Below are 13,691 nucleotides of genomic sequence, written 5' to 3' on the forward strand. Positions count from 1 at the left end.
TGGCGCGGCCGGGAAGACTCCCCATGCTGCAGAACTGCCGCTGCCGGAGCGGCCATTGACCGTGGCGCGGGAAGGCGATCCAATGGAAGGACCAGCCCGGCGTAACGCCCGGGCGTGTGGACGTGGAGGTGCAAGGTGGCAGCCATCGCAGGGTCCCTGTTCCCAGGGGCGTGGGTACTTCTGCTGTGCGGGTCCGTGCTGGTGGTGAGCGTGGCCGCCACCGTTTTCCAGGTCCGACGGCGGTCGCTGGCTGGAGCCGGCAGGGAGCCTGAGCGCTCGGACCAACTGTTCTGGGACCTTTTCCTGGGCTCCGCCGTTGCGCTGCCCGCCCTGCTGATCCCCACGTTGTCTTCCCCGGTGGCCGGGCTGTTCCTCGCGGGAGCGGCCGTTGCATCCGGTATCGCGGCCTACCGGGGCAGCCCCCGGATCGCCGCGCGGCTCTCTGCCCGGCGCCAGAGCCGTGAGTACCTGCCCCTCTATACGGCTGCGCAGGCCGAGCACAGCATGCTGCTGGAGCGCTGGCGCCGCTACGAGCTCGATCCCGCGTACTGCATCGATTTTCCTGCCATGACCGATGTGCGGCTGCCGCACACGGCGGCGGTTATCAAGGCCATGCGGGAGGCCGAGCAGCTCCGCGCCGTTCGGCACCAGGAGTACCCGCCCGCCGTCGAACGCTTTGGCCGCGCCCTGGCCGCAGCTGAACAGGCGGCAGGGATCCCCGCCAAAGGGCACTAAAGCCTGTTGCCCGCGTTAAGTGCTGTGTCGCCGCCGCTGGAGTCCGGCGGCAGAGCGCCGTAGCATCCGAGGATGGACCTTCAAGAAACGGAAGACCGCGACCAGTTCGGCAGGCGGCTGGAGGACCGGGGTGCCTGGCGCCAGGCCACCACGCTGGCGGCCGCCGGCGAACTGACGGCCCGCTGGCTGGAAGGCCAGAGTGAGTTCCAGCCCGCCACCTTCACGGCCACGTACGACGACGAGACCGCACCGATCGCCGTCCAACTCGCCGCCCTGAACCGGAACGGGCTGTTTACCAAGGAATCCCAGCCCGGGCTGCGGACCGCTGGTCTTGCACAGCGCCAGTACGTTACGGGCTTTTGCAGTGCCGATAGCGCCGCGGAGCTGCTGGCCCTGTCCACCCGGTCCGAGCTGGTGACCGTGGCCCATGCCCCGGGCGAATCCAGCAACGCCGCCATCCCGGTGACGCTGGATGGCGGCGAGGTGGTCACCGTCCTGGGCTCCAGCGAGAACCCGGTGACGGAGGAGCAGATCCAGGACTGGGCCGGCGAAACCAACGATGCCCTGGCCCTGCTGCTGGCCGACTCCTGGTACGTGGAAATCCTGGACCCGGCCTGGGGCCGGGACGACGTGCTGCTGCCCGCCGTCCTCAGCGCCCTGACGAATCCGTAAATTTTATTACAGCTCTACGGTGCCGCTTTCGCCCACGCTCATCCGGCTGTTGGTGACCTTGGACTTGACCCACTGGAACACGGTTGCGGCCGTTCCGCCGGGGCTGGTCCAGTACTCGGCGGAGTCTGAGTCGATGCGGAGCAGGCACACTTCCGGGGTGTCCGGACCGTCCGGGAACCACGCCTCCACGGCCTGGTTCCACATCTCACGGATCTTTTCCCGGTCCGTCACCACTTCGGCGGTGCCGGCCACCGAGACCCACTCGGTGTTTTTCCCGAAGGAAACGTTCACGCGCGGGTCGGCCCGGACGTGGGCCACCTGCGAGGTGCCGAGGCCGGTGAAGAACCACATGTCGCCGTCGTCCTTCACATCCTGGACGGCCAGCGGCCGGCTGACGAGCGCGCCTTCTTCGTTGATGGTGGTCAACATTCCGATGTGGGAATGGTTGATGATGTCCGTTACCTTGCTGATGCTCCCGGTGTCAGTCATGTCTCACCTCGTTCGTCTTCATGCGGGGACGCTCCCCGCCGCCCAGCCTATTGGTAAGCATGCTTAGAATCCACCGGGAACCCTCCCCTGCGTTAGGCCGGGACGGCAACCTTCGCTGCTTCGCGGATGCTGGCCGCCGTGCGCAGGCCCATCCGGATGGCGCCGTCCACGTGCTGGTAGCCTTCGGCGGCGAGGTCCGAGGAGGACCAGTAGATGGGCCCGACGGGTGCGTGCTGGTCTTTGCCGTAGCGGTGGAGGCCGCCGAGGTCGTAGCTGGAGGCGTAGGCACCGCGCGTCCATTCCTCCGAGCCCCAGTCGGACTCGTAGTAGACCTCGGGCTCCAGTGCCTCGGCGCCCAGGAAGCCGGCGATGGACTCCAGGACCGCGCGCTTGCGGTCGTCGGCACTCAGCTCGAAGACGGCGTCGGCCTTTTCATCGGAGATAAAGCCCACCAGGGTGCCGCGGGTGTCACCGAAGTTGGTGTTGTCGTAGACCTCCTGGACCAGGGATCCGACACCGAAGCAGGTGCCGGACAGGCCGGAGTTCCGCCAGAACGGCCGACTGTAGACGGCGTGGACCTTGATGACCAGGCCCAGGGACTGGTGCTGGTGCATCTGGTGCTGGCGGCGCGGCAGCGGCGGGTTGAACGAGACGCGGGAGTAGAGGTTGGGCGGCACGGCCATGATCACGAAGCGGGCATTGACGGTGGCCTGCTCGGAGACGACAGTGACGCGGTGGCCGGCGTCGGCGTCCGGCTCCCAATTGACGGTGCGCACCGGGGAGTTAAGGACGACGTCGTCCCCCAGCTCCTGTGCCATGAGCAGGGAGACCTGCTGCATGCCGCCCACCACGCGGCGGTCCAGGATGAAGTCCTCGTCCGTGAGGTGGGTGAAGGATCCAGCGGAGGCGGCCATCAGCACTGCCTGGAGCGCGGAGAAGGCGTGGGAGGGCTTGGTGAGCATGCCGCCGGCGATGAAGAGGCCGATGTTGTTGCAGGCTTCCTCGTTGGCGGAGTGCTGCCGGAGCCAGTGGTGGAAGGAGATGGTGTCCAGCTCGCGGGCCTTGGGGTGCGCCCAGGGTTCGGTGGGGCCGATCTCGGCGGCGAGTCCGTCCAGCAGGGCGATGAGCTTGTTCATCTCGGCTTCGGTGTCCGGGTCCACGGGGAAGGTGTCGCCGGTGTAGCGGACGGGGATGCCGTCCTTGCCGATGTACATGGACTCGCCATCGCGGTAGCGCGGGTAGGTTTCCAGGTTCAGTTCCTGGAGGAGGTCCAGGAGTACGGTCTGGTCCGGTGAGACCCACTGGCCGCCGATCTCCAGCATGGCGCCGTCAACGGTATCGGTCCAGGTGCGGCCGCCCACGCGGTCCCGCGCCTCGAGCACGGCGACGGTGAGGCCGGCTTTTTTCAGTTCGCGGGCTGCGGTCAGTCCGGAGGGCCCGGCTCCAACGACAACGACGTCGCGGTTCAGGTTCAGCATGATGTCCTCTCTTGAGCTCCCTCCTGTGACGGGGAGCACTAAATGAATGCCATTCATTTATTAGAACTATAGCTGTTTGGCGCCGGGACCGGAAGTGCCGGATGGAATAATGCAGGTGACCACCAGAGAAAGGCCAGTGATGCCGGCAGTACCAGCCGTAGAGGGACGCGCCGCGGGGAACGGGAGCGCCGCGAGTGTGGCCGCCGCCGATGATGGAGCGGCTGCCGGTAACGGGAGCGCCGGCAACGGGGGCACTGCCCGTCGGCGGGCCGGGCGGCCTTCTGCCGCACTGCTGGACAAGGCGGGAATCACGGCGGCCGCGCTGGAGCTCATCAACCGCAAGGGCTACGACGGTCTCACCATGGCGGGCCTGGCCAAGGAACTGGACGTGGCGCCGTCGGCCCTTTACAACCATGTGGCGTCGAAACGGGACGTCCTGCTCCTGGTGGAGGACCATCTCACGTCGCTGGTGGACGTGTCCGATTTTGGCTCGGCGCCGTGGGAGGACGCGGTGCGCAGCTGGGCCTGGAGCTACCGGAATGTCTTCGCCGCGCACACGCCGCTGATTCCCGTCATTGCGGTCCTCCCGGTGACCGATGCGCCGCAGACGCTGGCCATGTACGAGACCGTGAGCAAGGGGTTCCTCGACGCAGGCTTCCCGCAGGAGCGCGTTGTGTCCTCGATTGTGGCCTTCGAATCTTTTATTTTCGGATCCGCTTATGACGTAACGGCGCCCGAGGACATCTTCGATTCCGGATCCATGGCAGACTCGACACCCCACTTCACGGCTGCGGTGCGGAGCGCTTCCAGCGGGGCCGGGCGGCCGGCAGACGTGGCGTTCGAGCTGGGGCTCGAGGCGCTGATCTCGGGTCTCGGGGCGCTGCGGGGATGAGGGCTGCTGATCCGGGCGCGTAGGTTCCGCTCCGGCTGGCTGGGCAATTCAGGTGTGGTTGAACTCCGGGCGCATCCGCTCGACGTCGAGTTCCAATGCGAGCTTTTCCTCGTCGGTGAGTGGCCTCACCGCCTTCTCGAAGAGACGGAGACCGGCGGCCAGTCGTCCCACTGGCCGTCGCTCATGACAACACCTGTTCTCGATGTCAGCGCCCGGACGGCAGCGGCGATCAGGATCGCCGTAACTACCTCGTCGTAGGGCAGGTTTGCCGTCTTACATGAAGCAGCCATCCCCATATATTTAGGGCTCTTTGAACCCCGTAGAGAGAAGGTTTCGTACGCTTGGCCCGCAGCTCTAGAACCGTTCAGCTTGATGCCGTCAGCCTCGGTCAATACCGGAAGGCCCTGGCCGTTCGGGCCGCAGATGGTCACGGCGGAAGCGGCTATGATCTTGGCTGCATCAGCGAGCACGTCGGGGGTAGCCCTCAGGCCGGGGAAGTAATGGGTATAGCCCATGGTGCTCTCCGTTCGGGTCTTTCTTTTCATCCCGGATCGGGCCGGCACTGGTTCATGTTCAATTCACCAGTTTCACCTACTTTCACCCGTGAGGCTCCTTGCGGGGCCTGTACGCCCCAAGAGGTTTAGTCGACGTTGGCGTGGCGCAGGTACTGGTACACCGCCTCCCGGCTGATCCCGTAATCACGTGCAAGGAGGGCTTTTGATACCCGGCTGCGGGCGCGCTGAACCAGTTCGGCTGCCCGTTCCGGCGTGAGAGTCTTCTTTCGTCCTTTGTAGGCGCCGCGCTGCTTGGCCAGGGCAATGCCTTCCCGTTGGCGTTCCCTGATGAGGGAGCGTACAAACGGGTAAGCCGGGCCGGGCACTTGATAAAAGGATCATAAGCATGCTTATGATGTGTGTAGCCGAATGCGAACGGCTGCCAACCAGAGGAGGAAACACCATGGGATTGGGCGACAAGATCGAAAACGCTGCCGAGAAAGCCGGCGGCAAAGGCAAAGAAGCGGCAGGCACGGCCACGGGTGATGAGAGCCTGCGGACCGAGGGGCAGGCCGACCAAGCCAAAGGCGATTTGAAGCAGGCCGGCGAGAAGGTCAAGGACGCTTTCAAGAAGGATTGACCAGGCTTGAACGAAAGGCGCACTCAGCGAAGGGGGTGCGCCTTTTGTTGTCTCCGCAACGAGCGGAGCATCAATAGCAAATACCCGCCGGATAAGAACGGCCAGAAAGGCCTACGGGAGCTCGCATGACGGAAGTACAAAGGGCGGCGGTAACCGGCCAACTTTTCTGCCGGCGATATCGGCTTCAGGAGCTGGTCGGCCGCGGCGCCGCCGCAGGGGTGTACCGGGCGATGGATGATGCCCTGGGCAGGGAAGTGGCGCTGAAGGTCTTCTCCAAGGAGGGTGGCGAGCCCGAGTTGCTGGCCCGCCAGGACGCTGAGATTCGGATCCTCGCCTCCCTGATCCATCCGTCCCTGGTGACTTTGTTCGATGCCGGCATCGATCCGGATACGGAGCGGAGCTTCGTGGTGATGGAGTACGTGCCGGGCCCTGACCTCCGCCGTAGCCTGCGGGAGGGCCCCATGGACCCCGCTGGCATCGCCAAAGTGGGGTCGGATGTGGCAGCTGCCCTGGACTACGTCCACAGCCGCGGCGTGATCCATCGGGACATCAAACCGGGGAACGTGCTTCTCTACAACCGGCGGTCCGGCCAGCCGGGTACGCACTGGCGGGCCAAGCTCGCCGATTTCGGGATCGCCCGGGTGATGGAGGATGACCACCTTACGGGGACAGGCCGCATGGTAGGCACTGCCGCGTACCTGAGCCCTGAGCAGGCTCTTGGTGAGGCTTTGAACGGTGCAAGCGACGTCTACGCCCTGGGTCTGGTGCTGCTGGAATGCTTCACACGCCAGGTCGAGTTCCCCGGCAACCAGATCGAATCGGGCGTGGCGCGCCTCCACAGGAACCCCGTCATCCCTGACAGTGTTGGCGCAGGCTTCAAGGCCCTGCTGACTGCGATGACTGCCCGGCAGCCCGCCGACCGGCCAACCGCGGCAGAAGCTGCGGCCGTACTTCAGCGACTGGCCCTCCAGGACGACACGCACGCCGCCTCCGTGACAACTGCTGACGTCGTACCTATGGAGCGGAACGTCAGCAGTTCAAGGACTGCCGCGCCCCCGCCGTTGCCGCCGCATCCGCCAACCGCTGCTGCCCGGCAGTTGCGAAAGCCCCGAAAACGCGCCCGGGCTGCTCTAGCCGCGTCCATCGCGGCAGTCCTCCTCACCGGAGTGACAAGTGCATCCCTTGGGGGCGACCGCACGGTCCAGTCTGCTTCACCTGCCGGGCAGGCAGTACCGGCGCAAAACAATCCAGTCGATTTTCACCTTGACCAGCTCGAAACCGCCCTCAAGCACTCCCCCGTCCTCCAGTCCAGCCTCAACCAGGTGCGCCAGGCGGTGATCAACGGTGACCTTCACACTGCCCTCACCCAATTGGACCGGCTGGAAAAGGATGTAAGTGATGAAGCAGTCAGGAACGGGGCAACGTTCGAGGAATACCGGAGCATCACCACGGCCATCCGCCTGGTCCGCAACGATCTGCAAACACTCATCACCGCTGCTGCCGAACCCACCGCTGACGCAGTCCCCGCAGCCCCCGGGCCCGTGCCGGTTACAGCTGCAGACCCCGTTCCTGTTTCCAATCCCGTACCCGCGCCTGCCGTTATGGTCGCAACCCCCGTCGATGCACAGGCAGGTGATACCCCTCCAGCGGAGCAACGGGAGCAAACCGCGAACGTGGAACAAACCAACACAGGTGGAGGCCGCGATGACAACGAAAAGTCCAAGGCCGGCAAGCCGAACGATCACGGGGGCGGCAAAAACAAGAACTAAACCACCCCCAGGCTCCGAGCAGAAGGACCCGGCTCCCCCTCGGTAGGAGAAATGCAGGAGCCGACACCAGCACGTGCCGACCCAGCATCAAAGTGTCCTTGTCGTCCGCGGCTCTGGGACCCGATAGCAGCGCCCACTCCAAACTTCTCGTCGATTGACGGCCGATCCTGTGAGTCGGTCAACTTTCCTCCCGGGGCCCATCGTCGCCCTGCTTCCTTGAAGTAGTAAGTACACTTATCACCATGGCTTCTTGCACATGGAAACGCTGGGGTAGCCAGAAGCGCTGCCAGGTTGGAGGTGGAAGGCATGGATGAAGCGGCGAAGCGGCGGCTGGAACTCGCCGCACTGGTCGTTGATGGTTTGCAACCGCAGGTTCTTTGGCCCTCCTATTTCGGCCAAGCCCCGTGTTCTGAGTTTGAGCTGCGCGCCTACCTTCATGGCGTCCTTGCCCTTCCCGACTTTGAACACGGTCACGGCACTGACCCGAAGGGGAAGGAAGCCACGTCGGGGCGGTCGCTGCCACAGTCCAACCCGCGAAAATCCGATCAGCCGGATGGCTTGTTCGAAAGGACCGATGAGGATCTCTTGGCTGCGCTGGGAGCGGCGGGCAGGTTCCTTCTTACCCCTGAGCGGGCGGAGGAGGAACGGTTGGCATCCTTGCGGGAAACTGACCTCCTTCATTCAGGCCCGGAGGAAACTTTCGACCGGGTCGTAACTGCTGCCAGAGAGTACTTCGGCGTAGGCGCTGCCTCACTGTCACTGATCGCGAAGGACGCCCAGTTCTTCAAGTCCGTTATCGGCCCTCTTAGAGAGGAGACCCCACGTCAAATCGCGCTGTGCACAGAAACCATTAGGCGGGATTCGATGCTGGTTATCAACGACACGCTGACTAATGAGCAGTTCGCTTCGAATCCACTTGTCGTCGGGGACCCTTATATCCGCTTTTACGCTGGCTATCCCTTGAACGGTCCCCGTGGGTGGAACATTGGGACCTTATGCGTCATTGACCAGAAACCCAGGACTTTTACTCCATCTGACGAGCTGGTACTTCGGTCCCTCGCAGCCATCGTTCAAAATGACATTGACGCACGGACGTTGCGGTGATGCTGTCGACCGCGGGATGGGTGCCAGGGATCCATGACACAGCTCCCGATTAGATTGAGGCATGCCCATGACCGCTGAACAACTGCCGCCCATGGTGGAGCTTCAACACCTCCTGATCAGCGCTGAAAGCCTTGAGGAATTCTTTAGTGGTCTGTCGGGTGTTGCCGCCGCCACATTGAGTGAACGTACCCGGAGCGCCATTGATTGCGGCATCACATTTCAGGAGGGAACCCGCCGCGTTACGGTCGCCGGCAGCAGCCCGCGCGCTGTCCGTCTGGACGAAATTGAGCAGCGCATAGGTCACGGCCCCTGCGTTGAAGCCCTGCGAACCCTTGCCCCGGTGCTCCTGGGAGATGTCTCGAGTGACCATCGCTGGCCGTCCTATCAGCAGGAACTCGAGTCCCAGAACTGCCGAAGCGTTCTCGGCATGCCCTTGCAAATCGGCAAAGACTGCAGCGCGGCACTCAATTTCTTCGCCTCCAGCCAGGTCTTTGACGACCAGACGATCAAAGAAACCACTGCTTTCGCAGGCGCAGCCTCACAAGCTATCCGCCTCGTACTGAAAATCAAGGCCGCCCAGGACACAGCCGGAGAGCTGAGGTCAGCCCTGGAAAGCCAAACACCCGTGAGCATCGCTTGCGGGATCCTTATGGCCCAGAACCGTTGCAGCCAAAAAGAGGCCATGACCATCCTCAGAAACGCCTCGAAGGTCAGAAACCAGACACTGCAGGACCTCGCAAAAGAAATCGTCACCCACCTCTCTGGAGAAACCCCCGCTACATTCTTCCAAAGCTAAAGCCCATGAGCGAAAGAAGCGTTGAGGAAAAACAGCCCATCCCGCGACTGGCTTCGGTATCCACCCGCAAGCGGGCGAATGCCAGCTCCCCTGTCTTGACCCTAAAGGATGGGCCGAAAGGTCCCGTCGGCCAACCATATCTTCATGGCGCAAAAAGACAGGACGGCGAAGGCGGGAGCTAACCAACAGAGGGCGTGTCAACGCGGTACACCCAAAGCTGACAGGTCCTCGGCTGAACCGTCAGGGAGCCCAGAACGGAGCTTTTGACTCTCATGAGCGCCTCGCTGCTTTGGAAGCCTCTTCAGGGACCGGTACGTCTCGGCTTCTTCGCAGCCAGGTGCGGCAGGCACTCATGGTAGGTCCGTCAGCCCCACGGCGCCGTCTATTGAATGGCTCCAGGCTGCGCAGGCCCAGCGGGAGGTAGGTGCCGCCGTCGTGTTCCGTGGCCGCAGTTCGAAGTTCGCCCGGACGTTCTGCAGCGCGCGGGCTTTCCCCGCCAATTCGTCCAGGATCATCCTGGTGCCTTCTCGTGCCTGGGCTGCTGGGTCCTGACCGACAGTGGTCAGGCCAATGACCGGGGAGAATTCGTGGTCGTCGATGCCGATTACCGATAGGTCCGGGCACGCGCAGGCCGCGGCGCTGTGCCTGCAGGATGACGCCCATGGCCATCTCGTCCGAGGCGCACATAATAGCCGTGGGCTTGTGCCCGGGCGTGGACCAGTATTCGTCGAAGGCCTTCGCCCCACTGGCCAAGGTGAAATTACCGGAAAGCTCCCACTCCGGCCGCAACAACAGGCCGTGACGGTCAAGCTCGGATCGGAAGCCCTGGAGGCGAAGGCAGGGCAGAGGCCTGGTACCGCATCGAGTTAGATGAAAGGGACCTTGTCGTCGGGGTGCAGGTTCCAGAAGATACAGCTGATCCGGCAGGCCGGCCTGAGATCGGGGTCACGTTTTGGAGACCTAAGTCGTCTAACTACAAGACGACCAGAGATTCAAGAGTTGGGAAGTAAATGCAAACATCGATTGCGACCATGGTCTTCGGCACGGGTCACGCGGGGGTGCTGAAGTCGAACAGGGGAGAGGGAATGCACCTAAGCGACTCGTGGTGGCCTCCTGTCGCACTCTTCCTCGACCAGCTGGAAAGGTGACCGCTCAGTGAACGAGGACGCCGACGAGACGTCATCGCTCTTCAGGCGCGGAAGCACGGGGTACGGCCAACTCTTCGGCGTTGCCTACCGCCTTCTCGGGTCGGTGCACGACGCCGAGGATGCCGTGCAGGACGGTTTCACACGATGGCAGGAGCTTACTGAGGATGAGCGTCAGCTGATCCGAGAGCCGACCGCGTGGCTCACCCGTGTAGTGAGCAGGGTGTGCCTTGACCGGCTGGGATCGGCCAGAGCACGACGAGAAAGGTACCACGGCATATGGTTACCCGAACCCATGCTGGGGGAACCTTCCTCAGGAATGGGAAGCAATCATCAGAACCTGCCGGCAGGGTCACGCCTTTCACCCTATTCTGATCCAGCCGATGTCGTCACCCAGGATGAGTCAGTTTCCATCGCGCTGCTAGTGACCATGGAACAACTCACGGCCCCGCAGCGCGTGAGTCTCATACTTCACGACGTGTTCCAGGTTCCCTTCTCTGAAATCGCGGAAATTGTCGGGAGAAGCGCGGATGCCTGCAGGCAGCTGGCGACCTCGGCCCGCAAGAACGTCCGATCATCCCGCCGCGCAGAAGTTCACGGGGCAACAAGGGACCAGGTAATTGAGGCATTTGCACGAGCCTGCGCGGACGGAGACATGGAATCATTGGCCGCCGCCCTGGACCCAGACGTCGTTTCCAGAGCAGACGGCGGAAAATCCGTCAGAGTTGCACGGCGTCCGGTCGGAGGACAGCGCGAGGTGGCCCGTTACCTGGTAGGTGTGCTTAACCGTGAACGGCGCCAGCAAGGCGATTTCCGTGTCTCGATGGAACTCTTGAACGGATACACAGGGATCGTTGTTCGCCGGGCAGAACGGGTCGTTTGGGTGGCGGACCTTCAGGTCATCGATGGGCTCATCGGGACTATTGCAATCATCGCGGATCCGGAAAAGCTGAACACTCGGCCCGGTTCTTTTTGAATGCCTCTCTACGGGCCGTTCCTCCCGTAATAGCCGTTCTCCCGTAATACAAGTCCGAGCACCGCCGGTCATGTACAAAGGCTCAAATGAACAGCATCACGGCGGCGCTGAACACCACCGCCGCCACAAGCGGTGGTGTCCAGACATTCTGGGTTACCCCACAGCGAGAGGCGAGTACTCCGGCCACGCACCGTTCGGACCAGCGGCAGCCAGCAAGGCTTCGCCGTCGTTAGCGGGTGGATATATCCATTCGTTAGTGATCAAAGTCTTGAGGTCCCGGCCGCCGCTGCCGGTCATCAAAACGTTGCGTTCCCATCCGGACGTGACAACCGCCCCGGCCGGCCCCAGCGCCAGACAAGTCACGTAGTCATCGGGAGCAAAAGGTTCCAAAGGCTTGCCCAGCAGGTCCGCAGCAACATTGTGCCCCGCAAATTTACCGAGAGGCGTAGCGTGCTGGCAGCTCTGCATCACGGTTCGGCCCTCGGTAGCGATAGCGGCAGACGTGTCACCAGCCGCGTAGACGTCGGAAACGCCTTTCACCCGGAGGTATTCGTCGACATGCAGCCTGCCTATCCGATCGCGTTCGGCAGGGATAAATTTTGTCAGCGGGCTTGCAGCCATTCCCGCGGTCCAGACCACAGTATCTGTGGCTATTTCCGTTCCGTCAGACAGGCTGACGCTCCCGCGGCGCACAGCGTCTAGGCTCACTCGCAGGCGGGTCTCAATTCCGAGGTCTGTCAGCGCCTCCTTGATCGCTGGACGAGGATTGATACCCAATTCCGGTCCCACCTCCGCTTCACGCTCGACAAGAACGACACGCAGGGTCCCATGAGGGCCCGCGATCTCTCGCAATCGCATGGTCAGCTCTGTGGCAATCTCAAGACCAGTGAAGCCTGCCCCGATAACTACTGCCGTGTACTGACCTGCGCTTCCAGAGCGTTCCGGCAACCGGTGTAGATGCGAGTCGAGTCGGGATGCCCCGGCCAGGGTGTCGATGTCGAACATGTGTTCCGACCCGGGCAACTTCGGTTGGACAACCTGACTGCCGGATGCCAACACCAGCCGGTCATACGACAGCTCTGAGCTGCGCCCATCCTGAGTCACTGCGGTTACCGCTTTGGCCGCCGTATCGATTGCCGTCACGGTCGCAGCCAGCCGCTGAACGCCAATTGGTCCCAGCACGCTGTCGAGCGGGATGCGCATCTTGTGAGGGTCGGACTCATACAGGCGGGGGCGGATGACCAGGTCGTCGCCAGCGCTGACCACAGTGATATCCAGGTCAGAGTCGCTGACACCACACTCGCGCCGCAATTTGGCTGCACTTGCCGCACTCCAAACGCCTGCAAAGCCACCTCCGATGATTAAGACTTTTGCCACGAATCCACCTCTCATATTTGTTACTGTCGCCCGTGTCGGCATCGACGCAGGGTGTTGCATCCCTTTCCGGGATTTCACTTATTTGATGAGGCTGCTACTTCTGCTGGCGTACGTGCCATGTCCCCGTACACCCCAGACCCTGACGTTGACCATGTTGCCGAGTGTGCCCGTCAACCTGTCCGCCCTCATCACACCTGCTTAACCACCGGCCAGGATGGATGGCTACTTTCAGAACCGGATTGTTGTCCATGCAGTTATGACGATGCACAACATGGGAATGTGATGGGCGGCACTGTCATGCCTCGCGAAACGTGCTCCATAGCAAAGGAATTTCCTGCGCATGAGTTCTTCGGGAATCGACAGGTCGGCAGATTACGATGCCGAGGGAATGATCTGGCCGCAAGGCCATTCTCATCCGCCCATGGATTTTGGCTGACTGTTAAGGGGATGCGACGGTATAGGGCATGATTTGTCTGCTTCAAGAGGCAGAAAAAGGCCGAATCAGCTGGAGCCGGAATGCGTAGGGTCGGGACGCTGTTCTTGGTGTAATCGGACGCCGAGCTCCTGTGCGGCATGGCATCTCCTTATCAACGACTGGCCATTCTGATGACGCGTTAGTAACTGCGCGATCTTGATACCACCGTGCGTATTTGGGATTTTTCCTATAACTGCCTGGCCTTACCGTTTATTTGTCGCCTAGATCACAGCCCTTCAGGCGTTCCCAACACAGTTACAAGGAAGAGATAGCCAATGAGGCAGTTTGTTCCCTTTGTTCCCCAACTAGAGTCACTTGCCACGCTGCCGGTTCCCAATCTGTCCCTCCCCAGCGACCAGAGCCGGAAACCGCATCCCCTAACTGTCGTGGGCCACCCGCCTGCGGACCAAGCTTCATCCACGCCGCAGAACGGTCTCGTGCACGAACCGTGGTCAGGGTGGTACTTCCTGGACGAGAAAAGCGCGGAGGCCTAGCCTCGATTTTGCATGACGGCTGGTGGTGGCCTTCTTTAGGTGGCGGTTGGCGAGCGTTATTTCGGTTCACGGGCGCACGAGGTTGAGGGCGGGGCTGCGATGTTCGCCCAAGCCCGGTTCGCGGCGAAATCCAAGAAGTGCAGCTAGCCCAAGCG

Annotated in this window: 13 protein-coding genes and 2 pseudogenes; 8 read left to right on the forward strand and 7 right to left on the reverse strand. The window is 62.5% G+C overall.

Annotation, left to right across the window (positions count from 1 at the left end; translation table 11 throughout):
* Positions 1 to 135 precede the first annotated feature (135 nt).
* Positions 136 to 735: a hypothetical protein gene (locus QF038_RS20530; protein ID WP_307612810.1), complete on the forward strand. Its 600-nt coding sequence runs from the start codon at positions 136 to 138 to the stop codon at positions 733 to 735.
* Positions 736 to 807: 72 nt separating this feature from the next.
* Positions 808 to 1,407 (forward strand): hypothetical protein, encoded by a 600-nt coding sequence (locus tag QF038_RS20535; protein ID WP_307612811.1) that lies wholly within the window; start codon positions 808 to 810, stop codon positions 1,405 to 1,407.
* A gap of 6 nt (positions 1,408 to 1,413) precedes the next feature.
* Here QF038_RS20535 and QF038_RS20540 read toward each other — a convergent pair whose 3' ends face one another.
* Positions 1,414 to 1,896: a pyridoxamine 5'-phosphate oxidase family protein gene (locus QF038_RS20540; protein ID WP_307612813.1), complete on the reverse strand. Its 483-nt coding sequence runs from the start codon at positions 1,894 to 1,896 to the stop codon at positions 1,414 to 1,416.
* A 92-nt stretch (positions 1,897 to 1,988) separates the two neighbouring features.
* Positions 1,989 to 3,374 (reverse strand): NAD(P)/FAD-dependent oxidoreductase, encoded by a 1,386-nt coding sequence (locus tag QF038_RS20545; RefSeq protein ID WP_307612815.1) that lies wholly within the window; start codon positions 3,372 to 3,374, stop codon positions 1,989 to 1,991.
* Positions 3,375 to 3,513: 139 nt separating this feature from the next.
* Here QF038_RS20545 and QF038_RS20550 point away from each other — a divergent pair, with 139 nt between their 5' ends.
* Positions 3,514 to 4,266 carry a TetR/AcrR family transcriptional regulator C-terminal domain-containing protein gene (locus QF038_RS20550; RefSeq protein ID WP_307612817.1) on the forward strand — a complete coding sequence of 251 codons (753 nt, stop codon included), beginning with the start codon at positions 3,514 to 3,516 and terminating at the stop codon, positions 4,264 to 4,266.
* 125 nt (positions 4,267 to 4,391) lie between these two features.
* Here the strand turns inward: QF038_RS20550 and QF038_RS20555 are convergent, their stop codons facing one another.
* Both QF038_RS20555 and QF038_RS20560 read right to left on the reverse strand, forming a co-directional pair.
* Entirely contained in the window at positions 4,392 to 4,781 is a 390-nt protein-coding gene (locus QF038_RS20555; RefSeq protein ID WP_307612819.1) for a hypothetical protein, read from the reverse strand.
* A 125-nt stretch (positions 4,782 to 4,906) separates the two neighbouring features.
* Positions 4,907 to 5,125: pseudogene (locus tag QF038_RS20560) on the reverse strand (helix-turn-helix domain-containing protein); the annotation flags it as partial.
* A gap of 98 nt (positions 5,126 to 5,223) precedes the next feature.
* Between QF038_RS20560 and QF038_RS20565 the strand changes: the two are divergent.
* The 4 genes from QF038_RS20565 to QF038_RS20580 all read left to right on the forward strand — a co-directional run bounded on the left by QF038_RS20565 (position 5,224) and on the right by QF038_RS20580 (position 9,069).
* Complete coding sequence (locus tag QF038_RS20565; RefSeq protein ID WP_115523802.1) at positions 5,224 to 5,400, forward strand: CsbD family protein; 177 nt, start codon at positions 5,224 to 5,226, stop codon at positions 5,398 to 5,400.
* A gap of 125 nt (positions 5,401 to 5,525) precedes the next feature.
* A complete protein-coding gene (locus QF038_RS20570) occupies positions 5,526 to 7,169 on the forward strand; it encodes a serine/threonine-protein kinase (protein WP_307612822.1) in 1,644 nt (547 codons plus the stop codon).
* 306 nt (positions 7,170 to 7,475) lie between these two features.
* Complete coding sequence (locus QF038_RS20575; protein ID WP_307612824.1) at positions 7,476 to 8,273, forward strand: GAF domain-containing protein; 798 nt, start codon at positions 7,476 to 7,478, stop codon at positions 8,271 to 8,273.
* Positions 8,274 to 8,340: 67 nt separating this feature from the next.
* Entirely contained in the window at positions 8,341 to 9,069 is a 729-nt protein-coding gene (locus QF038_RS20580; RefSeq protein WP_307612826.1) for a GAF and ANTAR domain-containing protein, read from the forward strand.
* Positions 9,070 to 9,419: 350 nt separating this feature from the next.
* On the opposite strand, the gene QF038_RS20585 is transcribed toward QF038_RS20580, so the two are convergent.
* Complete coding sequence (locus QF038_RS20585) at positions 9,420 to 9,584, reverse strand: hypothetical protein (RefSeq protein WP_307612828.1); 165 nt, start codon at positions 9,582 to 9,584, stop codon at positions 9,420 to 9,422.
* Positions 9,585 to 9,738: 154 nt separating this feature from the next.
* Positions 9,739 to 9,996, reverse strand: a pseudogene (locus QF038_RS22370) (hypothetical protein); the annotation flags it as partial.
* A 228-nt stretch (positions 9,997 to 10,224) separates the two neighbouring features.
* On the opposite strand from QF038_RS22370, the gene sigJ reads away from it, so the two are divergent.
* Positions 10,225 to 11,190 (forward strand): RNA polymerase sigma factor SigJ, encoded by a 966-nt coding sequence (gene sigJ / locus QF038_RS20595; protein WP_307612832.1) that lies wholly within the window; start codon positions 10,225 to 10,227, stop codon positions 11,188 to 11,190.
* A gap of 153 nt (positions 11,191 to 11,343) precedes the next feature.
* On the opposite strand, the gene QF038_RS20600 is transcribed toward sigJ, so the two are convergent.
* Complete coding sequence (locus QF038_RS20600; protein ID WP_307612833.1) at positions 11,344 to 12,567, reverse strand: NAD(P)/FAD-dependent oxidoreductase; 1,224 nt, start codon at positions 12,565 to 12,567, stop codon at positions 11,344 to 11,346.
* Between the last annotated feature and the right edge of the window lie 1,124 nt (positions 12,568 to 13,691).

This window comes from Pseudarthrobacter sp. W1I19, from assembly GCF_030817835.1.
In the GTDB taxonomy this organism is placed as follows: Bacteria; Actinomycetota; Actinomycetes; order Actinomycetales; family Micrococcaceae; genus Arthrobacter.